Raw genomic sequence first — 23,480 nt, 5'->3', positions numbered from 1 at the left:
TCGATCGCGCGCAGCGCGAGCGGGGTGGGGTGATCTCTCCACTCGGGCACTGTGCGCCGGGGAGAGACCGTCACCCCACCCCGCTGTGCATTCCGCTTCGCTGCATGCCCAGCGACCCTCCCCCTCCAGGGGAGGGTAAGAGGCGGCGCGTCGCTGCGATCTAGGTAAATCCCCCTCGGTTGCCGGAACTGCATCCCCCCGCTACAACGGCCTCCGAAAGGGATCACACCATGTCCGACATGCGCTTGATTGTTGCAGGAGCCGGCGGCCGGATGGGCCGCGCGCTGGTGCGGGCGATTGCCGAGAGCAAAGGGGCGGTGCTGGCGGGCGCGCTGGAGGCGCCGGGCTCCGATCTGCTCGGCAAGGATGCCGGCGTGCTCGCTGGCCTGCCGGCCAATGGCATCAAGCTTTCCGCCGATCTCTGGGCGATGTCGAAGGACGCCGACGGCATCCTCGATTTCACCGTGCCGGCCGCGACCATCGCCAATGTCGCGATCGCCGCCGAGCGCGGCCTCGTGCATGTCATCGGCACGACCGGGCTGTCCGGTTCCGACAATGCGGTGATCAAGAGCGTCACCAACCGCGCGGTCGTGGTGCAGTCGGGCAATATGAGCCTGGGCGTCAATCTGCTCGCCGCCGTGGTCAAGCGTGTCGCCAAGGCGCTCGACCAGAGCTTCGACATCGAGATCGTCGAGACCCATCACCGCATGAAGGTCGATGCGCCCTCGGGCACGGCGCTGATGCTGGGGCAGGCGGCAGCCAGCGGCCGCGGCGTCACCCTCGATGAACATTCCGAGCGCGGTCGTGACGGCATCACCGGCGCGCGCCGGCCGGGCAATATCGGCTTCGCTTCCTTGCGCGGCGGCACCGTCGCCGGCGACCACAGCGTGACCTTCCTTGGGCCGTTCGAACGTTTGACGCTGTCGCACCAGGCCGAGGATCGCATGCTGTTCGCGCACGGCGCGCTCAAGGCGGCGCTGTGGGCGCATGGCAAGGCGCCGGGGCACTATTCCATGGCCGACGTGCTCGGCCTCGCCGATTTCTGATCGAACCCAACGGAAAGCAGTCAATGAGCGAACGTCTCCTCGTGCTCGTGCGCCACGGCCAGAGCGAATGGAATCTGAAGAACCTGTTCACGGGCTGGAAGGACCCCGACCTCACCGAGCTCGGCGTGAAGGAAGCGAAGGAAGCCGGCCGCAAGCTGAAGGCGCAGGGCCTCGTGTTCGACGTCGCCTTCACTTCGGTGCTGACGCGCGCGCAGCACACGCTCGACCTCATCCTCGGCGAGCTCGGCCAGGAGGGCCTGCCGACCTCGAAGGACCTCGCGCTGAACGAGCGCGACTATGGCGATCTCTCCGGCCTCAACAAGGACGATGCGCGCAAGAAGTGGGGCGAGGAGCAGGTGCATGTCTGGCGCCGCTCCTACGATGTGCCGCCGCCCGGCGGCGAAAGCCTGAAGGACACGCTCGCCCGCGCATTGCCGTACTATGTGCAGGAGATCCTGCCCGCCGTGCTCAACGGCAAGTGCACCCTGGTCGCTGCCCACGGCAACTCGCTGCGCGCGCTGATCATGGTGCTGGAGAAGCTGTCGCCGGAAGGCATTTTGAAGCGCGAGCTCGCCACCGGCGTGCCGATCATCTACCGGCTGAACGCGGATTCGACCGTGGCCTCGAAGCTGGATCTGGCGGGCTAACGAAGGTCTCGTAGGGTGGGCAAAGGCGCGCAGCGCCGTGCCCACCACCTTTCCGTGATCATTTACACAAGGTGGGCACGCTTCGCTTTGCCCGCCCTACGGCAGTGTGCTCGTTGCGCTTACTGCATCCCGACCCGCCCGGCTTCCCAGCCCAGCATCGCCTGCTTGCGGGTGATGCCCCAGTGATAGCCGGTGAGCGTGCCGCTCTTGCTGAGTGCGCGGTGGCAGGGCACGACGAACGAGACCGGGTTCTTGCCGACCGCAGCGCCGACGGCGCGCGAGGCCTTCGGGCTGTCGATGTTGCAGGCGATGTCGGAATAGGACACCGCGCGGCCCATCGGAATCTTCAGCAGCGTCTCCCACACCCGCACTTCGAAATCGGTGCCGATCAGAACCACGCGCAGCGGCTGGTCGGGCCGCCAGAGTTTCGGGTCGAAGATGCGCGCGGCGAGCGGCGCGGTGCCTTCGTGATCTTCGACATAGGTCGCCTTCGGCCAGCGCCGCGTCATGTCGGCGAGCGCGATCTTCTCTTCGCCATGATCGGCGAAGGCGAGGCCCGAGAGGCCGCGGTCGGTCGCGATCACGATGGCGGTGCCGAACGGCGAGGGATGGAAGCCGTAGCGCAAGGTGAGCCCCGCGCCGCCGTTCTTCCATTCGCCCGGCGACATCGCTTCATGGGTGACGAAGAGATCGTGCAGCCGGCCAGGACCTGACAGCCCGGAGTCGAGCGCGGCGTCGAGGATGCTCGCGGAGTCCCGCAGCAGGCCCTTCGCATGGTCCAGGGTAAGCGCCTGCATGAAAGCCTTCGGCGTGATCGAAGCCCAGCGGCGGAACAGATGGTGCAGCTCATCCGGCGTGACGCCGGCCGCATCCGCCATCGCCTCGATGGTCGGCTGCGCGCGCCAGTTCTCCGAGATGAACGCGATCGCCCGGCGCACGGAATCGTAATCCCGCAGCGCGGCGTTCTGGGGGCCCGGCTTGGCCAGGCGCTGGTCATGGATTGCGAGTGTCATCATGACCTGAAATGTAGGAGAGGGGCGGGTCTGAAACCACCCGATTTCCGACTGGGATCAGTTGATCGGGTTGTAGGTCGGCCCACGCTTGGCGGCGTTCAGCGCCTCGACCAAGCCTTTGTAAAAGCTTGCCTTTTCCTCAGGTCCCAGGAACCTCGCAAGCTGGATCTGGTGGCCGCGCGAGATCAGGTAGAGGTGCTCGATGCCGAAATCCTCGTCGACTTCCATGTCGAGGCGGACCCAGAGCGGATTGAAGGTCCATTCGGCGACCTGACCGCGATGGCTGATGCGCCGCACCCGCAGTTCGGAGGTCGTGACGGTGATCTCCTCGCGTGCCCGCCCCGTGCCGAAATTGACCCTGAAGGCCCACCAGACCACGAGCACGTCGAGACCAAAGAAGCCGAGCACGGGCCAGGCGCCCTTCAACAGGAAGGCGAGGCCGGTGGCAAAGCTGACGACGCTCAGGAACAGCATCACGGCGAGAAACCCGGTGCGGTTCAGCGAGCGGTGCGGCGTCAGCAGCGCGGAGAAGATCTGCACTTCGCGCTGATCTTCAAAATCCTTGCGCTCAATTTCGTTGCCTGTGCTCATCGTCCCTCAGTATATCCCGATCATGGCGAAAATCACCCGCAAGCCGGTCCCGCGCAAAGCCGCCGTGCCGAAGAAAAAGGCAAAGGCGGCGGTCGCGAAACCGAAGGCTCCCGCCAAGAAATCGCTCAAGGCCATAAAACCGTGGACGCCGGCGGAGATCCACGAGGTCTTCAGCCGCTTCCGCAAGGCCAATCCGGAGCCGAAGGGCGAGCTCGAGCACGTCAACCCGTTCACGCTGCTGGTCGCCGTGGTGCTGTCGGCGCAGGCGACTGATGCCGGCGTCAACAAGGCGACGCGCGCGTTGTTCGAGGTCGCCGATACGCCGCAGAAGATGCTCGATCTCGGCGAGGAGCGCTTGCGCGACTACATCAAGACCATCGGCCTCTATCGCACCAAGGCCAAGAACGTCATCGCGCTCTCGGCAAAAGTGCTCAGCGATTTCGGCGGCGAGGTGCCGCGCACGCGCGCCGAGATCGAGTCATTGCCCGGTGCGGGGCGCAAGACCGCCAATGTCGTACTCAACATGGCCTTCGGCGAGCACACGATGGCGGTGGACACCCATGTCTTCCGTGTCGGCAATCGCACGGGGCTTGCGCCCGGCAAGACGCCGCTCGACGTCGAGCTCGGCCTCGAAAAGGTGATCCCGGCCGAGTTCATGCTGCATGCGCATCACTGGCTGATCCTCCACGGCCGCTATACCTGCCTCGCACGCAAGCCGCGCTGCGAGGTGTGCCTGATCAACGATCTCTGCCGCTGGCCGGAGAAGACGGTCTGAGCAGGCCGCGCCCGCCGTCGTCAGCGCATCTGACGCGCCGGCTCGATCAGCTCGGGGCGCGGGCCTGACAGGCGCTTGTGCATGTGGACCATGAAGGCCATGCCGAAGATCGGCGTCGCCAGATTGACGATCGGGATCGAGACGAAGGCCGCGATGAACAGGCCCGCGGTGAAGATGGTCGCGGCATTGTCGCGCCGCATCGCCTTGGCTTCCTCCGGGGAGCGGAAGCGCATCGCGGCGAGCTCGAAATATTCGCGGCCCAGGAGCCAGGCGGCGGCAATGAAGAAGATCAGGAAGCCCGCGCCGGCGAACAACACCAGCGGCAGCGCAGCCAGGTAAACCAGGATGGCCAGCAGCGCGGTCTTGATACCCTCGAAGATCGCCTGGCTGAACGGCAGCGCGACGCCCGGCCGCTCGGCGGGATAATGCTCGCGCTCGACGATGTCGGCGACGTCGTCGACGAACAGGCTCGCCACCAGCGAGGTGATCGCCGGCATCAGGAAGATGCCGCCGAACACGACGCCGAGGCCGGCCGCGATCGAGACGATCCAGGAGAGAACCTCGAGCGAGGAGTGCCAGCCCGGTCCGAGCAGGCCCTCCAGCCAGACCTCGCCAGAGGTCGCAAACCAGCTGAGGAGCCGCTGCAGGCCGATCGCCAGCACGGTGATCAGCACGAGCGCGACCCCGATCGAACGCCACAGGATCGTGCGCATCGGCGGCGAGATCATTGCGACAGCGCCTTCACGGCGGCATCCAGCATGGGGGACCCTCTGAGGTAGACACTTCGCGAGAGGTAGACACCGAATGCGGCTTCGGCAAGGGCGGGTGCTGTCTTCCCTTCTCCCCTTGTTGTGGGAGAAGGTGGCGCGAAGCGCCGGATGAGGGGTATGTCTCCGCAAGACAAGCTTGGAGTGAGACTCGCGGAGACATACCCCTCACCCGTCTCACCGCTCCGCGGTGAGCCACCCTCTCCCACACAAGGGGAGAGGGGTCGGCACCGACTGTGCGGCCGGTTCACGCTACTCGTGCCGGTGCCCGTGCTTGCGCGCTTTTACTTGCTTGCCCTCTCCCGTCGGGATCATCACCACGCGGCCGTAGCGCACGCCGCGTTCGGCGATGATGTGGTCGGCGAAATGCCTGACCTCATCGGCCGCGCCGCGCAGCGCCGTCATCTCCATGCAATTGTTGTCGTCGAGGTGGACGTGCAGCGTCGCCAGCGCGAGGTCGTGATGGCCGTGGAATTCCTGCACCAGGCGTTTCGACAGATCGCGCGCGGCGTGGTCGTAGACATAGACGAGACCGGCGACGCATTGGCCGGTCTGCGCGGTGTCCTCCGTGCTCTGCTGCAGCCCGGCGCGCGCGAGGTCGCGGATGATCTCGGAGCGGTTCTGATAGCCGCGCGCCTCGGCTGCCGCATCGATCTCCGCCAGGAGATCGTCCTCGATCGTGATCGTGATCCGCTGCATCAGGTCCTCTCCGCGCGACTTGCCCAATCCGTTACTGCGTAGCCCGGATGGAGCGTAGCGCAATCCGGAACAGTGCCCGTATGCTAGCAGAACCCGGATTTCGCTGCGCTCCCTCCGGGCTACGATTCTAACTCGCTTGCTTACAGCCGCGTCGCACGCAGCCGCAAGGCATTCCCGACCACGCTCACCGAGGACAGCGCCATCGCCGCCGCTGCGATGATCGGGGAGAGCAGCACGCCGAAGGTCGGATAGAGGATACCGGCCGCGATCGGGATGCCGGCGGCGTTGTAGATGAAGGCGAAGAACAGGTTCTGGCGGATGTTGCTCATCGTCGCCTGCGACAGTTTTCGCGCCCGCACGATGCCGACCAGATCGCCCTTGAGCAGGGTGACGCCGGCGCTTTCCATGGCGACGTCAGTGCCGGTGCCCATGGCGATGCCGACCTCGGCGGCCGCCAGCGCCGGGGCGTCGTTGACGCCGTCGCCGGCCATCGCAACGCTGCGGCCGGCCTTCTGCAGCTTGGTCACCACCGCGCTCTTCTGGTCCGGCAGCACCTCGGCCTCGACCTCGGCGATGCCGAGCCGGCGCGCCACGGCCTCGGCCGTCGTGCGGTTGTCGCCGGTCAGCATGATGACCTTGATGCCTTCGCCGGCCAGCGCCTTCAGCGCCTCCGGCGTCGAGGCCTTGACCGGATCGGCGATCGCGAACAGTCCGGCCAGCCGGCCGTCGATGGCCATGTTGATCACGGTCGCGCCGTCGCCGCGCAGCCGTTCGGCCTCCGCGTCGAGCGTCCCGGTGTCGATGCCGATCGACGACAGATATCTGGCATTGCCGAGCACGACGGTCTTGCCGTCGACCTTGCCGGTCGCGCCCTTGCCGGTCGGCGAATCGAACTGCTCGACCTGGCCGAGCGCGAGCTGCCTCTCCTTCGCCGCGCGCACGATGGCGTCGGCCAGGGGATGCTCGCTGGCGCGCTCGACGGTGGCCGCAATGCGCAGGATGTCGTCTTCCGCAAAGCCGGCCGCCGGCACGATTCCGACCACCTTGGGCTTGCCCTCGGTCAGCGTGCCTGTTTTGTCGACCACCAGCGTGTCGATCTTCTCCATCCGCTCCAGCGCCTCGGCGTTCTTGATCAGCACGCCGGCCTGCGCGCCGCGGCCGACGCCGACCATGATCGACATCGGGGTCGCAAGTCCCAGCGCACAGGGGCAGGCGATGATCAGCACGCTGACGGCGGCGACGAGGCCGAAGGCGAGCCGCGGCTCCGGGCCGAACCAGGCCCATGCGGCAAAGGCGGCGACGGCGACGGCGATCACGGCCGGCACGAACCAGCCGGCGACCTGATCGGCCAGCCGCTGGATCGGCGCGCGCGAGCGCTGCGCATCCGCGACCATCTGCACGATCTGCGACAGCAGCGTCTCGCGCCCGACCTTGTCGGCACGCATGATGAAGCTGCCCGACTGGTTCAGCGTGCCGGCGATGACCTTGGCGCCGGTTTCCTTGGTGACCGGCATGGATTCGCCTGTCACGAGGGACTCATCGAGCGAGGAGCGCCCTTCCAGGATGATGCCGTCGACCGGCACCTTCTCGCCGGGACGCACGCGCAAGCGGTCGCCGGCATGGAGCGTATCGATCTCGACCTCATGCTCGCTGCCATCGGCGTCGACGCGACGCGCCGTCTTGGGCGCAAGCTGCAACAGCGCCTTGATTGCGCCCGAGGTCGCATCGCGGGCGCGCAGCTCCAGCACCTGGCCGAGCAGCACCAGCACGGTGATGACGGCCGCGGCCTCGAAATAGATCGCGACCGCGCCGCCATGACCGCGGAAGGTCGCAGGGAAGATCTGCGGCGTGACGGTTCCGAGGACGCTGTAGACATAGGCAACCCCGGTGCCCATCGCGATCAGCGTGAACATGTTGAGGTTGCGCGTCACGAGCGACTGCCAGCCGCGGACGAAGAACGGCCAGCCGGCCCACAGCACCACCGGTGTGGCGAAGACGAGCTGGATCCAGTTCGAGAGGGTCTGGTCGATCCAGTTGTGCGGGCCTGCGAGATGGCCGCCCATCTCCAGCACCACCGCCGGCAGCGCCAGCACGCCGCCGATCCAGAACCGCCGCGTCATGTCGGCGAGCTCCGGATTGGGGCCGGTCTCCAGGCTTGCGACCTCCGGCTCCAGCGCCATGCCGCAGATCGGGCAGGTGCCGGGGCCGACCTGGCGGATCTCGGGATGCATCGGGCAGGTGTAGATCGTGCCTGCGGGCATCTCGGGCTCGGGCGCCTTCCCCTTCGCAAGATACTTGGCGGGATCGGCGGCGAACTTGGTGCGGCAGCCGGCCGAGCAGAAATGGAAGGTCTCGCCGTGATGCTCGAAGCGATGCTTCGACGTCGCAGGATCGACTGTCATGCCGCAGACGGGGTCTTTGACCTTGCCCGCGGCGTCAGCGTGGTCATGGGCGTGATGATGGGCATGGCCGGAATGATCGCCGTGTCCGCCGCAGCACGAGGCCGCGGGCTTCGCGGCCGGCGGTGCAGCTTTTGCGGAACAGCCGCATCCGGAAGGCGTTTCCGCGTCGTGATGATGCTCGTGTTCGTTCTTGTTCATTCCCATGCTCCGGCCTTTCAGCGGGTCTTGCAACCCATACCCGGTAGGGGTATATAGACCCCATGCGCAAGGACATCAAGGCATCCGTTGGAAAACGTCTCGGCCGGATCGAGGGCCAGGTTCGTGGTCTCTCGAAAATGGTCGAGGAAGACCGCTACTGCATCGACATCGTGACGCAGATCTCGGCGGTGCGCGCCGCGCTGCGCCGGGTCGAGGAGGAGGTTTTGAAGGACCACGTCGCCCATTGCGTCGAGCACGCGATTGCGAGTGGCGACAAGGCCGACCAGCGCGAGAAGATCGCGGAGTTGATGGCAGTGATCGGACGGGCGGAGCGGTAGGGGCGCTCTCTCCGACGTCATTGCGAGCGCAGCGAAGCAATCTAGACTGTTACCGCGGAGGCAGTCTGGTTTGCTTCGTCGCAAGAGCTCCTCGCAATGACGGTGGAGAGAGAGCGCCGTTTTCCTCTAGCGTCGTCCTGGCGAAAGCCAGGACCCATACCGCGGAATTCATCGATTGCGCTCGGTAGGCGTACCGAGCGACGAGTCTTCGCCAAACTGCTCTCTGGGGTAATGGGTCCTGGCTTTCGCCAGGACGACGTTTGGGGCGTAACTTACGCCGCGATCTCCCGCGCCCGCGCGCGGTACGTCGCGAGCTCGCTCAGCAGCACGAAATGCTCGGAGAACGCGACGCCCATCTCCGCCGGCTGCGCGTTCACTTCCTCAGCCGGAACTTCAGCCGGCGTCTCTTCGTCAATCGCTTCAGGAACGAGCGGCGGCGCACGGAGCGTTTCTGGAAACACACTGAAAGTGCCCGCCACCTCCTCGAGCGGCTTTTGCTTGTCGGCCCAGTGCAGGGCGGTGTAGTCGAATCCATTGACGATCGTGGGCTTGACCACCTCGAAATAGGGCGAGATGTCGAAGTCGCGCGGCATGTACAGCGAGGAATCGCGGATGTGCAGGATCTCGCGGCGAGCGGCGCGGCTGCCGGCCTTGGTGATCTTCGGCAGGATCGGATAGCGCACCGCGTCGAAGGCCTGTGCGATCAGTGCCGAGCAGATGATCTTGGTCGGATCGCCCGAGCCGAGCGCGATCATGCGCCGCCGCCAGCGCTGCGGCACCGGCAGCGGGAACAGGAAGCGCATCAGGTCGAGGATGTTCTTGGTGTCGTAGCCGAAGCCGATGCGGTTGATGGCATAGCGGCAGACCGTGGTGCGGTCCTCATAGGACAGCCCGACCGGGCGGCAGACCCGGGTGTGATACGGAAAGTATTTCGACAGCGGCGCCGAGGTGACGCCCTCGCCGATATTGGCCTCGATCAGCACATGCGGTTCGCCGTCGGGCTCCACGGCGCCCTCGACCGGACCGACATAGAGCGCGGCATGCGACCAGGTCGACTGCGTCAGATATTTGATGATGCCGGAGATGCGGTTGTTGCCCTCGACCAGCAGCACGTCGCCGGGCTCGATGATGCCGCGCAGATGCTCGGGGTCGCTGGGCGTGAACGGCTCATAGCCCGGCACCTCCTTCGAGAGGTACGCGGCAATCAGCTTGCCGACTGAATCAAGGACCGTCCCCATGTCGAACTCCCCCACAGCCTTATCCGGCCGTCTTTTTTTCCCTTCTCTATCATGGTCGAAACGTGTTGCCATTCGGTTCATCACTCCGTGAGATCAAGCACGATTGATTCACCATGATGGTTGCCGTGCAACATCAGATGCGGCAAGGTTCGCGGGCTGTTCCCGTTCGCCGCAAGTCTCCGGAAACCATGACATGACAATCACGCGCCGCGGTTTCCTTTCGGCGTCGGCGGCCCTTGCCGCGATGCCGGTCCTGCGCGCAAACGCCGCGCCCGTGCCGCGCGAGGCCGACATCGTCGTGATCGGCGCAGGTGCCGCTGGAATTGCCGCAGCGCGGCGTGTCATGGCGGCCAATCGCAAGGTCGTGGTGGTGGAGGCGGCTTCGCAGGTCGGCGGCCGCTGCATCACGGATACCACGACCTTCGATGTGCCGTTCGACCGCGGCGCGCGCTGGATGCACAATCCCGAGACCAATCCGATGATCCGGCTGGCCCGCAGCGCCGGGCTCGACGTGCTGCCGGCGCCGGCCGGCCAGAAGATGCGCATCGGTCGCCGCAACGCACGCGCGGGCGAGACCGAGGAATTTCTGGCGGCGTTGGTCCGCGCCAACCGTGCCATCGACGAGGCCGCGCGCGGCAAGCTCGACAGCTCCTGCGCCTCGGTGCTGCCGAAGGATCTCGGCGACTGGGCCGGCGCAGCCGAGTTCATGCTGGGTGCGAGCTTTGCCGGCAAGGACCTGAAGGAGCTGTCCGCGATCGACAAGGCGCGCGCGCAGGACCGCAATGCTGCGATCGCCTGCCGCCAGGGTTTGGGCACACTGATCACCAAGCTCGGCGAGCAGGCGCCGGTCGCGCTGTCGACGCCGGCGAGCCGGATCGTCTGGAGCAACCGCGACGTCAGCGTCGAGACGCAGAGCGGCAAGATCGCCGCGCGCGCCGCCATCATCACGGTCTCGACCAACGTGCTGACATCGGGCGCGATCAAATTCGCGCCCGATGTCCCCAAGCGGACGCTCGATGCAGCCTCGAAGCTCACCCTCGGCAGCTACGACCACATCGCGCTGCAGCTCCCCGGCAATCCGCTCGGCCTGTCGCGCGACGACATCCTGATCGAGCAGAGCAATTCGACCCGCACGGCGCTGATGTACGCCAATATCGGCGGCTCCTCGCTGTGCTCGATCGATGTCGGCGGCTCGTTCGGGCGCGATCTCTCCGAGCAGGGCGAGAAGGCGATGGCCGCCTTCGCGAAGGAATGGATCACGAAACTGTTCGGCAGCGAAGCTGCAGCCGTCGTGCAGAAGACCAGCGCGACGCGCTGGAACGCTTCGCCTTACGTGATGGGTGCGATGTCGGCCTCCGCGCCCGGCGGTCAGCTCTCGCGAAAAATCCTGACCGAGCCGATCGGCAATGTGTTCCTCGCCGGCGAAGCCACCCACGAGACATTGTGGGGCACGGTCGACGGCGCCTGGGAAAGCGGCGAGCGCGCCGCAGACGCCGCCTTGCGCAAGATCGGCGCGATCAAGGACGAGCCGGCCGATGTGCCGACGCAGTCGACGAAGAAGCGGCGGGCGCCGCGGCAGTAGGGCAACTCAGCCCGCCTCAAACTCCGTCGTCGTCCCGGACAAGCGCAGCGCAGATCCGGGACCCATACGCCGCCGCAGTAATTTGGCGAAGACGGGCAATGACTATCTCGCCCAACAACGACTGCTGCGGCGTATGGGTCCCGGCCTTCGCCGGGACCACACTACCGCAAAATCCCATCCAGCGCCGGCAGCCCAAAAATCACTGCCATCGCAATCAGCGCATAGCAGATCCCGCGAAACACCTTTTCGCTGGCGCGGCCGAACAATGAAGCACCGAAGGCGACGCCCAGAGCGTAGACCGGGCCGACGATCAGCGACAGCACCAGCGATTCGCGGCTGATCAGGCCGGTGGCGGCGTAGCTGACCATCGAGAACAAATCCGAGGCGCCGAAGAACAGCAGGATGTTGGCGCGCGCGACGATCGGCGCGATCGGGCGGCCGAGCCAGTATCCGACGATCGGCGGCCCGCCGGTCTGCGCCAGGCCGCTGCAGAAGCCGGAGAGGCCGCCGATGCCGACCGAGAGCCAGGCGTGGTCCTTGCCGCGATAGCGCCAACCCGACAGCAGGAGGAGCAGCAGCGCCGCGACGAAGCAGGAGATGATCCAGCGCGTGGTGACGGGCTCGAGCACGCTGAGGAAATAGGTGCCGACGGGCACGCCGATCAGCGCACCGAGCACGATCACCGCGGTGGCCTTGCGATCCGCCTTCTGCCACGCATCCGGCAGCAGCGGCAGGGCCGCGACGAAATCGATCACGAGCAACAAGGCGGCAACGAGCCGCGGCGCGGCGATGCTGCTCGCCAGCGGCATGAAGATCAGCGCCGAGCCAAATCCGGAGAAGCCGCGCGCGGTGCCCGAAACGAAAGCGACGGCGCAGAGCGCCGTCGCAATGGTGAGGCTGACGTCCTTCGGGAGTAAATCCGCGAAGGTCATGCTCCATGACTCTTGAGCATGACGTTGTCCGAAAACCGCTTCACACTTTTCGGCGTCATGCTCGCAACGTGCCGCCGGTCTTCCTCGTCACCTCCGCCACGATCTTCGCGGCGACGGCCTCGATTTCCTGATCGGTCAGGGTCTTCTCGCGCGGCTGAAGCGTGACCGCGACCGCGATCGACTTCTTGTCGTCCTCGATGCCCTTGCCCTCGTAGACGTCGAAGACGTTGACGCCGGTGATCAGCTTCTTGTCGACGCCCTGCGCGGCGCGGACGATGTCGCCGGCCTTCACGCTGCGATCGACGATGAAAGCGAAGTCACGCGACACCGGCTGGAATGCCGAGAGCTCGATCACCGGCTTGGCGCGGGTCGGCTTCTTCTTGGCCTCGGGGATGCGGTCGAGGATCACCTCGAACACCATCAGCGGCCCGTCGGCGCCGAGCGCCTCGAGCGCGCGCGGATGCACCTCGCCGAAAGTGCCGAGCACGTTCTGCGGCCCGATCTGGATCGTGCCGGAGCGGCCCGGATGCAGCCAGCCGGGACCGCCGGAGACGATCTGCAGCGCCTGCATCGGCGCGCCGGCCGCGGCCAGCACCGCCAGCGCATCGGCTTTCGCGTCGAACACGTCGGCCTGCGCGGAGCCGGTCCAGTGCCGTCCGAGACCTTCAGACGAAGCAATGCCGCGGCGAACGCCGCTCGCCGCCATGAACTGGTCCTGCGGGCGATCGCCCTTGAAGATTTGTCCGACCTCGAACAGCGCGACATCGCCGAAGCCGCGGTCGGCGTTGGCCTGCGCCGCCGCGATCAGGCCGGCGAGCAGGGTCGGGCGCATGTCGGAGAGATCGGATGCGATCGGGTTCGCCACTTCGAGTGCGCGCTGGCCGCCGCCGAACAATTCGGCCGCAGGCTTGGCGATGAACGACCAGGTGACGGCCTCGACCATGCCGCGGCTCGCCAGCGCGCGCCGGGCGCGACGGGTGCGCAGCTGCAGCGGCGTCAGCACGGGTTTGCGCGCGTCCTCGCCGCGTTCGAACGGCGTCATCGGCACCTTGTCGACGCCGAAGATGCGGACGATCTCCTCGACGATGTCGGCCTTGCCGTGCACGTCGGAACGCCACGACGGCACCGCGACCTTCACGACGGGGCCGGGGCCCGCCATCATGAAGCCGAGATGGGTCAGGATGCGCTTCATCTCGACCTGCGGCACCTCGATGCCGGACAGGCGTTTGACCTCGGTGACAGGGAAATCGATCACGCGGTCGTCGCCAAAGGCCTTGCCGACCACGACGTTCTCGGACGGCGCGCCGCCGCACATCTCCATCACGAGCTTCGTCGCAAGCTCGAGGCCGGGCACCATGAAAGCCGGATCGACGCCGCGCTCGAAGCGGTAGCGCGCATCGGAATTGATGCCGAGCTTGCGGCCGGTCTGGGCGATGTTGATCTCGTTCCACAGCGCCGATTCGATCAGCACGTCGGTGGTGTTCTCGTCGCAGCCCGAGGCTTCGCCGCCCATGATGCCGGCGAGCGATTCGACGCCGTGCTCGTCCGCGATCACGCAAATCGCGGGATCGAGATTGTAGGTGCGGCCGTCGAGCGCGAGCAGCGTCTCGCCCTCGCGCGCGCGGCGCACGAGGAGATTGCCCTTCACCTTCTTGGCGTCGAACACGTGCAGCGGACGCGCGCGGTCGTAGGTCATGAAATTGGTGATGTCGACTAGCGCGTTGATCGGACGCAGACCGATCGCGGTCAGTCGCTTCTGCAGCCATTCCGGCGACGGCCCGTTCTTCACGCCGCGCACGAGGCGCAGTGCGAAGCCAGGACAGAGCGTGGCGTCCTCGACCGTGACCTTCACGGGACACGGGAATTCACCCTTGATCGGCTTGATCGTGGGGTCCTTGAACTTGCCCATGTCGGCGGCGGCGAGATCGCGCGCGATGCCGTGCACGCCGGTGCAATCCTGCCGGTTCGGCGTCAAATTGATCTCGATCACGGGATCGCCGAGCGCAGCCCATTCGGCGTAGCCAGCGCCAACAGGCGCGTCCGCCGGCAACTCCATGATGCCGTCATGGTCGTTGGAGATCTGCAATTCGGCGGCCGAGCACAGCATGCCGCGGCTCTCGACACCGCGGATGGTGCCGACGCCGAGCGTGATGTCCTTGCCGGGAATGTAGGTGCCGGGGGCTGAGAACACGCTGACGAGCCCCGCGCGCGCATTTGGCGCGCCGCACACGACCTGCACGGGCGCGCCACCGTCGCCGGTGTCGACCATGCAGACCCGCAAGCGATCCGCATTCGGATGCTGCTCGGCCGAGATCACCTTCGCGATGGTGAACGGCTTCAGCGCCTTCGCCTTGTCCTCGATGTTCTCGACCTCGAGCCCGATCATGGTGAGCTTGTCGGCGAGTTTTTCCAGCGGCTCGTCGGTCTCGAGATGGTCCTTCAGCCAGGAGAGGGTGAATTTCATGGCTGTGTGCCTCGGCTCTTGTCGGTTGAATTGCTTTGGTCGGTGCTAGTGTTCCCTCCCCCCTTGTGGGGGAGGGTCAGGGAGGGGGGTGAGCCGCGGGCTCCGGCTGAAGCTGCCTGGCGAATTGCCTCAACGACTCCCTCAAGGTCCTTCATCACCTGATCGTTGGTGAAGCGCAGATCCTGAAAGCCCTCGGCTGCGAAGAAGGCGTCGCGACGCTCATCCTTCTTCTGACGCTGCTCGAAATCGTGGGATTCTCCATCGAGCTCGATGATGAGCTTTGAGGAGAAGCACACGAAGTCGGCGATGTAGTTTCCGATTGGCGTTTGGCGACGGATGCCAACACCATTCATGCGGTTAGCCTTCAGGTCGCGCCACAGCAGTGTTTCGGCACGCGTCATCGCTCGGCGAAGCTGCTTCGCCCGGCTGCGCTGACGCTCGCTCACAACTGCGTGCGGCATCCGCGGCTACCCCCCTCCCTGACCCTCCCCCACAAGGGGGGAGGGAACGGAGAGAGTCATCGTATGGCCGATAGCAAGCATCACGTGCTCAATCCCCCCGCGAGCGTCGGCACCTCCAGCGGCTTGAAGCCGTAGTGGGATAGCCAGCGGACGTCGCTGTCGAACAGCTGGCGCAGGTCGGCGATGCCGTATTTCAGCATGGCGATACGGTCGATGCCCATGCCCCAGGCAAAACCCTGGTACTCGTCGGGATCGATGCCGCAGGCGCGCAGCACGTTCGGATGCACCATGCCGCAGCCGAGAATCTCCAGCCAGTCCTCGCCCTCGCCGAAGCGGATCTCGCCCTTGTCGCGGCGGCACTGGATGTCGACTTCCAGCGACGGCTCGGTGAACGGGAAGAACGAGGGCCGGAAGCGCATGTTGATGTGATCGACCTCGAAGAACGCCTTGCAGAACTCGTGCAGGATCCATTTGAGGTGGCCGAGATGCGAGCTCTTGTCGATGACGAGGCCTTCGACCTGGTGGAATTGCGGCGTGTGGGTCGCGTCCGAATCGATGCGATAGGTACGGCCCGGGCAGATCACGCGGATCGGCGGCTTCTGGCTCAGCATGGTGCGCACCTGCACCGGCGAGGTGTGGGTCCGCAGCAGCATGCGCGAGCCGTCCTCCTTCGGATGGAAGAAGAACGTGTCGTGCATCTCGCGCGCGGGATGGCCTTCCGGGAAGTTCAGTTTGGTGAAGTTGTAGTCGTCGGTCTCGATGTCAGGGCCTTCGGCCACCGAGAATCCCATGTCGGCGAAGATCGTGGTCAGCTCGTCCCAGACCTGGCTCAGCGGATGGATGCGGCCGGCCTCGGCCGCCGCATCGCGCAGCGGCAGCGTCACGTCGATGGTCTCCGACGCGAGCCGCGCATCGAGCGCCGCCGACTTCAGCACGTCGCGCCGCGCTGTGAGCGCCTGCGTGACCTTGTCCTTGGCGAGGTTGATCGCCGCGCCCTGCGTCTTGCGCTCGTCCGGCGACATCTTGCCGAGCGTGGCAAGCAGCGCCGAGATCGAGCCCTTCTTGCCGAGGGCCGCGACGCGCACCGCTTCCAGGGCGGCTTCATCGGCCGCAGTGGCGATCTGGTCGAGGATGGATGTTTCGAGCGTTGCGAGGTCGGACACAGTCAAATCCTTGGCTCTAAATTCGGCTGGGTTGTCGCCGCCCGAAGGCCGTAACGTCAAGCAAAAAGCCGGTCATTTCGGGCGCATGGCCGGCTGGGTTGAACTCTGCGCGGGGACCCGGCACCAAGGGGGATACGAGGAGACCTTTGCGATGCTTGCGAGACCCTGCCTTGCCGTTGTTCTTGCCGTTCTGGCCGTCGTTCTGTCGGTCGCAGGCACCCCTGCGCGCGCCATGGTCTGCATGGAGACATCCATGACGCTGGATGAGGTCGTCGACACCATCAACAAGCAAAAGAGCTGCGAAAGCGCGATGAAGGTGTTTCAGGATTGCCAATTGACCGCGAGCGGCGACGTCCAACTCGGCGCCGCCGTCGAGAAGAAGTGCGAGGCGGACTTCATGCCCGGCCTCAACACGGCGCAGCAGCAGGCTTACAAACGCGAGATGCGCGTCTGCGACCAGAAGTACCGGAACAAGTCCGGCACCATGTATCTCTCGTTCGCAGCTTTTTGCCGGGCGGAGGTCGCCCGGCGCTACTCGCAACGCGCGTTGAAGGCTGCGGGCCAGAAGGCCCGCTAGCGCGAGCCTCGGCAGCCAGAGCGGCCTTTGCCGTATTACGCCGCCAGGGCGGCTTTGGCCTTCTCGGCGATCGCCTGGAACGCCGCGGGCTCGCTGATCGCGAGATCCGACAGCACCTTGCGGTCCACGGTGATCCCGGACTTGGCCATGCCGTCGATAAATCGGCTGTAGGTCAGGCCGAACGGACGGACGGCAGCGTTGATGCGCTGGATCCAGAGCGCGCGGAACGTCCGCTTCTTACGCTTGCGGTCGCGGAAGGCGTATTGCTGGGCCTTCTCCACGGCCGGCTTGGCGGCGCGGATGGTGTTCTTGCGGCGGCCGTAGAAACCCTTGGCGGCCTTGTAGACTTTCTTGTGCTTGGCGTGGGCGGTCACACCGCGTTTGACGCGAGACATGACGAAATCCTTCAGAGATGACTTTGGTTATCGGATTGCCGCACGGAATGCGGCAGGGATGGCAGTGATCGTGGACGCGATCAGGCGTTCGGCAAGAAGTACTTCTTGACGTTGTCGCCGTCGGTCTTGAACAGCACGCGGGTGCCGCGGAGCTGACGGATCTGCTTCTTCGTCCGCTTGATCATGCCGTGACGCTTGCCGCGCTGGGCGTGCATCACTTTGCCGGTGGCAGTCACCTTGAAGCGCTTTTTAGCGCCCGATTTGGTCTTCAGCTTGGGCATTTGGCTCTCCTAATGGCCATAGCGATCCGCCCGCGAAGGCGGCTGGCCGTCAAAAATGCTCGTTAGAGCGTTGATTGTGCTCAGGTTTTACGAACTAGCGCGAAACCCGCACGAAACACCGCCACGGCAGCCCTTAATCAGCCGGGCGATGAAGGCTGGGCTTATGACAGAGGACAAGCCAATTGGCAACGATGAACCGCCGAAACAGGCCCGCCGACTATTGGATGTTGCTATCCTCATGTCCAAGTCTTGTCGCCTGAAGCAGGTCCAAAATGGCCCATTTCCCGCAATTTCTGACTTCGCTGGGCGGTTTCGCCCGTCCGCGCCATCTGGCGCTGTTCGCCGTGCTCGCCACGGCCGCGCTGCCGTCAACTGCCGACGCTCGCGCCGGCGGCTATGACGGCATCTGGAACGTCACCTTCGCCACCACCCGCGGCAATTGCAGCTCGGGCTACAGCGTTCCCTTCACCGTATCAGGCAGCCGCGTCTCGTCGGCCGGCGGCGGCCGGGTCTCGGGCCGGGTCAAGCGCTCCGGCGCTGTCGCCGTCCAGGTCTCGGTCGGCGCCTCCCATGCCAGTGGCGGCGGCCGGCTCGCCGGCGTGTACGGCGCCGGGTCGTGGAGGGGCATCATTTCCGGCGACTACTGCAGCGGCACCTGGCAGGCGACAAGGACCTGACACACAAACGGCCCGCCGGAAATCCGGACGGGCCGTTGAACTCTTGAAGTCCTAACGAGCTGCTGTCAGCGCGGCGCCAGCACCATGACGACCTGGCGACCTTCGAACCGTGCGTCCTGCTCGACCTTGGCGAGCTCGGCGACGTCGGTCTTGATCTTGTCCAGCAGCTTGGTGCCGATCTCCTGGTGCGCCATTTCGCGGCCGCGATAGCGCAGCGTGATCTTGACCTTGTCGCCCTCTTCGAAGAACCGCTGCATCGCGCGCATCTTCACGTCGTAATCGTGGTCGTCGATCATCGGGCGGAGCTTGATCTCCTTGATCTCGACGGTCTTCTGCCGCTTGCGGGCTTCCGCGGCTTTCTTCTGAGCGGAATACTTGTACTTCCCGTAGTCCATGATCTTGCAGACGGGAGGGCTGGTATTCGGCGAAATCTCGACCAGATCCATGCCAGCTTCCTGAGCCATCCGGATGGCGACGACGGTCTCGACCGTGCCTTTATTATCACCGGTCTGATCGATCAGCTGGATCTGCGCATTGCGGATATCATCATTGATGCGCGGCCCGTCTTTGCTGGCAGCGGGCGGAGCTTTATTAGGACGGCGAATGGGTGGTTCTCCAAAGTTGTGAAAGAAGCGGCTATTTTGAAGGAAGATGCGTTTGCCGGCAAGCAAGTCGCTCGTGCCGCGGTCGAAATACCCTCAAATGCGAGGCATTTTGGCCACGCCCTCCGGCACGTTGACGGACATAGACACCTTGCTTCTGTTCCGCAAGCGTCCCAAAGGGACAATGCCGATATCAGGCTGCGCTACGGAACACGTCCCGACAACTCAAACCGCACAGCCAGAGTAAACGTTCCATGACCAATGCCAGTCCCGATGCCGTGCTCGACTTCATCGAATTGGGCGAGGGCGCGTCCGCGCGCCGGATCGCGGTGCGCCACCGCGCCGGAAAGGGACCCGGCCTCGTCTGGCTCGGTGGTTTCAAGTCGGACATGCAGGGCGGCAAGGCCGTGGCGCTGGACGCCTGGGCAGCGGATCACGGCCGCGCGGTGGTCCGGTTCGATTATTCCGGCCACGGCGAATCCAGCGGCGATTTCGCCGACGGAACCATCGGAAGCTGGCTCGAGGATAGCGTCGCCGTGTTCGAGCGGTTCTGCGACGGCCCGCAGATCCTGATCGGCTCCTCCATGGGCGGCTGGATGGCGCTGCTGCTCGCGCGCGAGATCAGGAAGCGCGCCGGCAAGGGGGCGCTGGCCGGGCTCGTGCTGATCGCGCCGGCGCCCGACTTCACCGAGGAACTGATGTGGAACAAATTCTCGCCCGCGGTGAAGAAGGAGATCGAGACCAAAGGCTTCTGGCTGCGGCCGTCGGACTATGGCGACGGCTCGCCCTATCCGATCACGCGCAAGCTGATCGAGGAAGGCCGCAACCATCTCGTGCTCGGCAGCGCCATCGATCTCGGCTGCCCCGTCCGCATCCTGCAAGGCGCGCAGGATCCCGACGTGCCCTGGCAGCACGCGTTCGCGCTGACGCACCGCCTGCCGGCCGACGATGTCGTGCTGACCATCATCCAGGACGGCGACCACCGCTTGTCACGCCCGCAGGACATCGCGCGCATTCTTGCTGCGGTTGCGGAGATCGGGTGATCTTGCTTCCTTCCCCCCTTGTGGGGGAAGGTGGCGCGAAGCGCCGGATGAGGGGTTCTCTCCGCGCATTCCAGCGAGGCTTGGTCTCGCGGAGACAGACCCCTCACCCAAGCGAATGCGTGTCGAAGAGCGGAGCTGCCCTCTCCCACAAGGGGCGAGGGCACAATAAGAAACACCGGGAGGCACTATGACCACCACCGCCGCCATGCTGCGCGCCTTCTGCGACGCCGTCGAACAGCGCAACGGCCGTGCCTTCGCCGAGTTGTTCACCGAGGACGGCGTCTATCACGACGTCTTCTACGGCGCGTTCGCAGGCCGCGAGAAGATCGCCGCGATGATCGACGACTGGTTCTATCGCACGGCGACCGACTTCCGCTGGGACATGCATGATCCCGTCACCGACGGCACCACGCTCTATGTGCGCTACACTTTCAGCTATCGTTCGACCTTGCCCGAAGCGAACGGCGCGCGGGCGATGTTCGAGGGCGTGGCGATCATGAGGCTGCGTGACGGCAGGATCGCCTGTTATCACGAGGTCGCCAACACCGCGCCGGCGTTCGTCGATCTGAAGTTCGCGCCGGAGCGAATTGCCAAGATCGTCGCCAAGCAGGGCGCTGAGCTGAAGGCGCGGCCCGAGATGCAGCGGCATCTGGCGTAATGCACCGCTCTCTCATTCCCTCCCCCCTTGCGGGGGAGGGGCAGGAAGGGGTGGCCACGAACTCAGATCTCGCTTGTGGCTACCCCTCTCCCACACCCTCCCCCGCAAGGGGGGAGGGAGCGCAGCGGTGCAAGCGGCTGATGTCTGCGATTCCAACTACGGCGGCGACACCTTCGGCATCGGCTTGCGCTGTGCCAGCGCTGCGACCGTCGCGGTGCCGATCGGGCCCTGTTCGTCGTAGAGCCAGCACTCGCCGATTGCGACACCATCCGTCGCCTGGTGATTGACCACGTCGAAGCCGATCCAGTTCGTCACCGGCAGGCGATGCAGATAGATCGTGACGTCGCTGTTGATGTAGCCGAGCCCCTTGTCGCCGGCGTTCGCAAACGGACTGGCGAAATCGGCACCAACGGCGACATGCACGAACGGCGTCATCGCAACGCCCGCGACGAGCTCGCGCACCTCGCTCATCCAGAGCCGGCGCTGCCCGAGCGAGCCCATGTGCCCGACGATCGGGCGCGTCGTCCATTTGCCGTGCATGCCGAGCCTGGGATCGGTCGGCTTTGGAATGTCCGATGGCTTCGGCACGTCCCAGTTCGGCGGCGACCAGACATTGCCGTCAGGATTCTGCGTTTTGCGCAGCAGCTGGCACGAAGCGCGCGCCATGCTGACGCCGCCGGAAACGAACTCCGCTTCGACCACGCGGATGCGCAGTCCGTCGCGGACGAGCCGCGTCGTCACTTCGATCGGCTTGTCGATGGTCGGCAGCCGGAACATGTCGACCGTGAGCCGCGCCGGCACGAATTCGGGGCCGGAATGACGCTCCTCGATGGCGAAGCCGAGCAGGCCGACGATGACGCGCCCGTGCAGCGATTTCGGGTCCCACGGACCGTTCGCGACTTCCGTCGGGTGGAATGTATCGCCGTCGCGGGTGAAGAAGGGCATGTTTGTTGTCATGCGCGCGACTTTTCAGGGAACGGGTGGGGAAATCAAGTCTGGGAAGCGGCCCGCCACTCCTCACGAACGGTCTCGTCGCGCTCGTGCGTGATGGCGCTCGTCCTGGATGCAACGAATTCTTCCTCCGGCAACAGCTGCCCCAGCGCCCACACCGCAGCCCCTCGCACCAGCGTGCTCTCATCATCCAGCAATCGCCGCGCCTCCCCCGCCAGCGCCACATCGCCCGAGTTGCCGATCGCGATCAGCACGTTGCGCAGGAAGCGGTCGCGGCCGATGCGCTTGACCGGCGACTTCGTGAACAGCGCGCGAAACGCGGCATCATCCAGCCGTGCAAGTTCGGCAAGCGATGGTGCGCGCAATTCGTCACGCGCCGCGAGCTTGGCCTCGCGTCCCTCCTGCGCAAACTTGTTCCAGGGGCATGCCGCGAGGCAATCGTCGCAGCCGTAGATGCGATTGCCGATGGCTTTGCGAAACTCGTGCGGGATCGGCCCCTTGTTCTCGATGGTCAGATACGAGATGCAGCGCCGCGCATCGAGCTTGTAGGGCGCGGGGAATGCTGCGGTCGGGCAGATGTCGAGACACGCCCGGCACGAGCCGCAATGATCGATCTCGGCATCGTCACGCGGCAGATCCAGCGTGGTGTAGATCGCGCCGAGGAACAGCCAGGAGCCGAACTCGCGCGAGACCAGATTGGTGTGCTTGCCCTGCCAGCCCAGATGCGCGGCTTGCGCAAGCGGCTTCTCCATCACGGCCGCGGTGTCGACGAACACTTTCACGTCCGACGGCGCGGTCGCGACCAGCCACCGTGCCAGCGCTTTCAGCCGCTTCTTGATGAGGTCGTGATAGTCGTCGCCCTGCGCATAGACCGATATCGCCGCCCGCGTGCGCTCTTTCAGGATCGCCAGTGGATCGGAGTCGGGACCGTAATTGACGCCGAGCATGATGACGCTGCGCACATCGGCCCAAAGTCCGCGCGGATCGACCCGCCGCTCCGGCTGCGCGGCGAGCCAGTCCATGTCGCCGTGTCCGCCCGACGCGATGAATTCGAGAAAATACTGTCCGGCGATCTCGATCGTGCCGGGTGCCGTGACGCCGACGCAGTCGAAGCCGAGCGCGCGCGCCTCGCGTTCGAGCGCTGCCTTCAGTTCAGTCGGATCGGAGCTCAGAAATCCAGGTCCACGTAGGTCCGCGACGCCGGCACGCCGGCCAGCCACTCGCTCAAGAGCGGACGGAACGACGGGCGGGATTTCACCCGCGCGTACCACGCCTTTGCTGCGTCGTCCTCGCTCCATGGCACGTCGCCCAGATAGTCGATCGCCGAGAGATGCGCCGCGGCGGCGAGATCCGCGTAGGTCAGCCGGTCGCCGGCGAGGAAGTTACGCGTCTGCGCCAGCCAGCCGATATAGGCCAGATGATAGCGCACGTTTGCCTTGGCCGCGCGCATCACGTCGGCCGATGGCGGACCGCCGCCATTCTCCTCGCTCATGAAGCGCTTGTAGATGCGCTCGGTGACGAGAGGATGCGAAACCTCCTCGAAGAACTTTTCGTTGAACCAGGCCATCAGCCGGCGCACCTCGACGCGCTCGGTGACCGTCTCCGGCATCAGGCGCTTCGGTCCCATCCCGGCGCCATAGGCCTCGTCGACATATTCGGCGATGATCGCCGCGCCCGGGATCGGCGGCTGCTCGTCGTCCACCAGCACCGGCGTGGTGCCTGCCGCGTTGAGCAGCAAAAATGCCTCGCGCCGTTCCCAGCTGCGTTCTTCGACCAGCTTGAGGTCGAGCCCGTATTCGCCCGCGATCAGGCGGATGAAGCGCGAATGCGGACAGAACGGATGATGAAACAGCGTAAACATGAAGCCTTTGACTATTTGATGGTGCTTAAGAATCCATCAATGTTTGTGCGGCGCCACACTAGTCCTTCAAAACCGCGAAGCAAGAGCGTGATGCCGCATTTAGCGATTGCAGCATTGGG

Annotated in this window: 24 protein-coding genes and 1 pseudogene; 9 read left to right on the top strand and 16 right to left on the bottom strand. The window is 65.4% G+C overall.

All coding sequences use genetic code 11. From position 1 onward, the window contains the following. The first annotated feature begins 230 nt into the window (after positions 1-230). Together dapB and QA649_RS00730 are read left to right on the top strand one after the other, a co-directional pair. Entirely contained in the window at positions 231-1,046 is an 816-nt protein-coding gene (gene dapB / locus QA649_RS00735) for a 4-hydroxy-tetrahydrodipicolinate reductase (protein ID WP_283022538.1), read from the top strand. A 23-nt stretch (positions 1,047-1,069) separates the two neighbouring features. Beyond that, positions 1,070-1,693, top strand: a complete 624-nt coding sequence (locus QA649_RS00730; protein WP_283022537.1) for a 2,3-bisphosphoglycerate-dependent phosphoglycerate mutase — start codon at positions 1,070-1,072, stop codon at positions 1,691-1,693. A 119-nt stretch (positions 1,694-1,812) separates the two neighbouring features. Here the strand turns inward: QA649_RS00730 and QA649_RS00725 are convergent, their stop codons facing one another. After that, positions 1,813-2,709 carry a bifunctional helix-turn-helix domain-containing protein/methylated-DNA--[protein]-cysteine S-methyltransferase gene (locus QA649_RS00725; RefSeq protein WP_283022536.1) on the bottom strand — a complete coding sequence of 299 codons (897 nt, stop codon included), beginning with the start codon at positions 2,707-2,709 and terminating at the stop codon, positions 1,813-1,815. 54 nt (positions 2,710-2,763) lie between these two features. Next, on the bottom strand, positions 2,764-3,297 hold the full coding sequence (locus QA649_RS00720) for a DUF2244 domain-containing protein (protein WP_283022535.1): 534 nt from the start codon (positions 3,295-3,297) through the stop codon (positions 2,764-2,766). A gap of 22 nt (positions 3,298-3,319) precedes the next feature. Here QA649_RS00720 and nth point away from each other — a divergent pair, with 22 nt between their 5' ends. Beyond that, a complete protein-coding gene (gene nth / locus QA649_RS00715) occupies positions 3,320-4,072 on the top strand; it encodes an endonuclease III (protein WP_283022534.1) in 753 nt (250 codons plus the stop codon). Between the two features lie 20 nt (positions 4,073-4,092). Here nth and QA649_RS00710 read toward each other — a convergent pair. From QA649_RS00710 to QA649_RS00700, 3 genes and pseudogenes are all read right to left on the bottom strand, one after another. Further along, positions 4,093-4,832 (bottom strand): annotated as a pseudogene (locus QA649_RS00710) (sulfate transporter family protein). A 259-nt stretch (positions 4,833-5,091) separates the two neighbouring features. Then, positions 5,092-5,538 (bottom strand): nickel-responsive transcriptional regulator NikR, encoded by a 447-nt coding sequence (nikR, locus tag QA649_RS00705; protein WP_211403355.1) that lies wholly within the window; start codon positions 5,536-5,538, stop codon positions 5,092-5,094. Positions 5,539-5,678: 140 nt separating this feature from the next. Further along, positions 5,679-8,138 (bottom strand): heavy metal translocating P-type ATPase, encoded by a 2,460-nt coding sequence (locus tag QA649_RS00700; RefSeq protein ID WP_283022533.1) that lies wholly within the window; start codon positions 8,136-8,138, stop codon positions 5,679-5,681. A gap of 62 nt (positions 8,139-8,200) precedes the next feature. On the opposite strand from QA649_RS00700, the gene QA649_RS00695 reads away from it, so the two are divergent. Further along, positions 8,201-8,476: a metal-sensitive transcriptional regulator gene (locus QA649_RS00695; RefSeq protein WP_007598521.1), complete on the top strand. Its 276-nt coding sequence runs from the start codon at positions 8,201-8,203 to the stop codon at positions 8,474-8,476. A 272-nt stretch (positions 8,477-8,748) separates the two neighbouring features. Here the strand turns inward: QA649_RS00695 and QA649_RS00690 are convergent, their stop codons facing one another. Beyond that, on the bottom strand, positions 8,749-9,714 hold the full coding sequence (locus tag QA649_RS00690; RefSeq protein ID WP_283022532.1) for a YiiX/YebB-like N1pC/P60 family cysteine hydrolase: 966 nt from the start codon (positions 9,712-9,714) through the stop codon (positions 8,749-8,751). A gap of 193 nt (positions 9,715-9,907) precedes the next feature. On the opposite strand from QA649_RS00690, the gene QA649_RS00685 reads away from it, so the two are divergent. After that, entirely contained in the window at positions 9,908-11,296 is a 1,389-nt protein-coding gene (locus QA649_RS00685) for an NAD(P)/FAD-dependent oxidoreductase (RefSeq protein ID WP_283022531.1), read from the top strand. Between the two features lie 161 nt (positions 11,297-11,457). Here QA649_RS00685 and QA649_RS00680 read toward each other — a convergent pair whose 3' ends face one another. The 4 genes from QA649_RS00680 to pheS all read right to left on the bottom strand — a co-directional run bounded on the left by QA649_RS00680 (position 11,458) and on the right by pheS (position 16,316). Further along, positions 11,458-12,228 (bottom strand): sulfite exporter TauE/SafE family protein, encoded by a 771-nt coding sequence (locus QA649_RS00680; RefSeq protein WP_283022530.1) that lies wholly within the window; start codon positions 12,226-12,228, stop codon positions 11,458-11,460. A gap of 55 nt (positions 12,229-12,283) precedes the next feature. Next, the gene (pheT, locus tag QA649_RS00675; protein WP_283022529.1) at positions 12,284-14,692 is read right to left on the bottom strand and encodes a phenylalanine--tRNA ligase subunit beta; all 2,409 of its coding nucleotides are present in this window, start codon (positions 14,690-14,692) and stop codon (positions 12,284-12,286) included. Next, entirely contained in the window at positions 14,689-15,153 is a 465-nt protein-coding gene (locus tag QA649_RS00670) for an endonuclease domain-containing protein (RefSeq protein ID WP_283022528.1), read from the bottom strand. Before QA649_RS00670 ends, pheT begins: the two co-directional genes overlap by 4 nt. Before the next feature lie 80 nt (positions 15,154-15,233). Beyond that, the gene (gene pheS, locus QA649_RS00665) at positions 15,234-16,316 is read right to left on the bottom strand and encodes a phenylalanine--tRNA ligase subunit alpha (RefSeq protein ID WP_283022527.1); all 1,083 of its coding nucleotides are present in this window, start codon (positions 16,314-16,316) and stop codon (positions 15,234-15,236) included. Between the two features lie 151 nt (positions 16,317-16,467). Here pheS and QA649_RS00660 point away from each other — a divergent pair, with 151 nt between their 5' ends. After that, positions 16,468-16,893, top strand: a complete 426-nt coding sequence (locus tag QA649_RS00660; RefSeq protein ID WP_283022526.1) for a hypothetical protein — start codon at positions 16,468-16,470, stop codon at positions 16,891-16,893. A gap of 35 nt (positions 16,894-16,928) precedes the next feature. On the opposite strand, the gene rplT is transcribed toward QA649_RS00660, so the two are convergent. Beyond that, entirely contained in the window at positions 16,929-17,288 is a 360-nt protein-coding gene (gene rplT / locus QA649_RS00655) for a 50S ribosomal protein L20 (protein WP_027561620.1), read from the bottom strand. A gap of 80 nt (positions 17,289-17,368) precedes the next feature. Next, positions 17,369-17,569 (bottom strand): 50S ribosomal protein L35, encoded by a 201-nt coding sequence (gene rpmI, locus QA649_RS00650; RefSeq protein WP_008539890.1) that lies wholly within the window; start codon positions 17,567-17,569, stop codon positions 17,369-17,371. 272 nt (positions 17,570-17,841) lie between these two features. Here rpmI and QA649_RS00645 point away from each other — a divergent pair, with 272 nt between their 5' ends. Beyond that, positions 17,842-18,246, top strand: coding sequence for a hypothetical protein (locus QA649_RS00645; RefSeq protein ID WP_283022525.1), 405 nt, complete (start codon positions 17,842-17,844; stop codon positions 18,244-18,246). A 65-nt stretch (positions 18,247-18,311) separates the two neighbouring features. Here the strand turns inward: QA649_RS00645 and infC are convergent, their stop codons facing one another. Continuing rightward, positions 18,312-18,851 (bottom strand): translation initiation factor IF-3, encoded by a 540-nt coding sequence (gene infC, locus QA649_RS00640; RefSeq protein ID WP_080134054.1) that lies wholly within the window; start codon positions 18,849-18,851, stop codon positions 18,312-18,314. 251 nt (positions 18,852-19,102) lie between these two features. On the opposite strand from infC, the gene QA649_RS00635 reads away from it, so the two are divergent. Both QA649_RS00635 and QA649_RS00630 read left to right on the top strand, forming a co-directional pair. Further along, positions 19,103-19,891: an alpha/beta hydrolase gene (locus tag QA649_RS00635; protein ID WP_283022524.1), complete on the top strand. Its 789-nt coding sequence runs from the start codon at positions 19,103-19,105 to the stop codon at positions 19,889-19,891. Positions 19,892-20,078: 187 nt separating this feature from the next. Continuing rightward, on the top strand, positions 20,079-20,549 hold the full coding sequence (locus QA649_RS00630; protein ID WP_283022523.1) for a nuclear transport factor 2 family protein: 471 nt from the start codon (positions 20,079-20,081) through the stop codon (positions 20,547-20,549). 156 nt (positions 20,550-20,705) lie between these two features. On the opposite strand, the gene QA649_RS00625 is transcribed toward QA649_RS00630, so the two are convergent. From QA649_RS00625 to QA649_RS00615, 3 genes are read right to left on the bottom strand one after another with little or no spacing between them, the layout of a single operon-like run. Continuing rightward, complete coding sequence (locus QA649_RS00625) at positions 20,706-21,506, bottom strand: acyl-CoA thioesterase domain-containing protein (protein WP_283022522.1); 801 nt, start codon at positions 21,504-21,506, stop codon at positions 20,706-20,708. Positions 21,507-21,538: 32 nt separating this feature from the next. Then, positions 21,539-22,720, bottom strand: a complete 1,182-nt coding sequence (gene queG, locus QA649_RS00620; protein WP_283022521.1) for a tRNA epoxyqueuosine(34) reductase QueG — start codon at positions 22,718-22,720, stop codon at positions 21,539-21,541. Beyond that, a complete protein-coding gene (locus tag QA649_RS00615; protein WP_018645042.1) occupies positions 22,669-23,361 on the bottom strand; it encodes a glutathione S-transferase family protein in 693 nt (230 codons plus the stop codon). Before QA649_RS00615 ends, queG begins: the two co-directional genes overlap by 52 nt. Positions 23,362-23,480 lie beyond the last annotated feature (119 nt).

Origin of the sequence: Bradyrhizobium sp. CB1717 (genome assembly GCF_029714325.1) — a bacterium.
Lineage (GTDB): Bacteria > Pseudomonadota > Alphaproteobacteria > Rhizobiales > Xanthobacteraceae > Bradyrhizobium.
The sequence above is the reverse complement of the archived record's forward strand: the minus strand, read 5'-3'. Positions and strand labels throughout refer to the sequence as shown.

Bases quoted from the DNA above. Each gene is read 5' to 3' on its own strand.
- dapB (WP_283022538.1), top strand. From the start codon at position 231: ATGTCCGACATGCGCTTGATTGTTGCAGGAGCCGGCGGCCGGATGGGC.
- QA649_RS00730 (WP_283022537.1), top strand. From the start codon at position 1,070: ATGAGCGAACGTCTCCTCGTGCTCGTGCGCCACGGCCAGAGCGAATGG.
- QA649_RS00725 (WP_283022536.1), bottom strand. From the start codon at position 2,709: ATGATGACACTCGCAATCCATGACCAGCGCCTGGCCAAGCCGGGCCCC.
- QA649_RS00720 (WP_283022535.1), bottom strand. From the start codon at position 3,297: ATGAGCACAGGCAACGAAATTGAGCGCAAGGATTTTGAAGATCAGCGC.
- nth (WP_283022534.1), top strand. From the start codon at position 3,320: ATGGCGAAAATCACCCGCAAGCCGGTCCCGCGCAAAGCCGCCGTGCCG.
- nikR (WP_211403355.1), bottom strand. From the start codon at position 5,538: ATGCAGCGGATCACGATCACGATCGAGGACGATCTCCTGGCGGAGATC.
- QA649_RS00700 (WP_283022533.1), bottom strand. From the start codon at position 8,138: ATGAACAAGAACGAACACGAGCATCATCACGACGCGGAAACGCCTTCC.
- QA649_RS00695 (WP_007598521.1), top strand. From the start codon at position 8,201: ATGCGCAAGGACATCAAGGCATCCGTTGGAAAACGTCTCGGCCGGATC.
- QA649_RS00690 (WP_283022532.1), bottom strand. From the start codon at position 9,714: ATGGGGACGGTCCTTGATTCAGTCGGCAAGCTGATTGCCGCGTACCTC.
- QA649_RS00685 (WP_283022531.1), top strand. From the start codon at position 9,908: ATGACAATCACGCGCCGCGGTTTCCTTTCGGCGTCGGCGGCCCTTGCC.
- QA649_RS00680 (WP_283022530.1), bottom strand. From the start codon at position 12,228: ATGACCTTCGCGGATTTACTCCCGAAGGACGTCAGCCTCACCATTGCG.
- pheT (WP_283022529.1), bottom strand. From the start codon at position 14,692: ATGAAATTCACCCTCTCCTGGCTGAAGGACCATCTCGAGACCGACGAG.
- QA649_RS00670 (WP_283022528.1), bottom strand. From the start codon at position 15,153: ATGCCGCACGCAGTTGTGAGCGAGCGTCAGCGCAGCCGGGCGAAGCAG.
- QA649_RS00660 (WP_283022526.1), top strand. From the start codon at position 16,468: ATGCTTGCGAGACCCTGCCTTGCCGTTGTTCTTGCCGTTCTGGCCGTC.
- rplT (WP_027561620.1), bottom strand. From the start codon at position 17,288: ATGTCTCGCGTCAAACGCGGTGTGACCGCCCACGCCAAGCACAAGAAA.
- rpmI (WP_008539890.1), bottom strand. From the start codon at position 17,569: ATGCCCAAGCTGAAGACCAAATCGGGCGCTAAAAAGCGCTTCAAGGTG.
- QA649_RS00645 (WP_283022525.1), top strand. From the start codon at position 17,842: ATGGCCCATTTCCCGCAATTTCTGACTTCGCTGGGCGGTTTCGCCCGT.
- QA649_RS00635 (WP_283022524.1), top strand. From the start codon at position 19,103: ATGACCAATGCCAGTCCCGATGCCGTGCTCGACTTCATCGAATTGGGC.
- QA649_RS00630 (WP_283022523.1), top strand. From the start codon at position 20,079: ATGACCACCACCGCCGCCATGCTGCGCGCCTTCTGCGACGCCGTCGAA.
- QA649_RS00625 (WP_283022522.1), bottom strand. From the start codon at position 21,506: ATGACAACAAACATGCCCTTCTTCACCCGCGACGGCGATACATTCCAC.
- QA649_RS00615 (WP_018645042.1), bottom strand. From the start codon at position 23,361: ATGTTTACGCTGTTTCATCATCCGTTCTGTCCGCATTCGCGCTTCATC.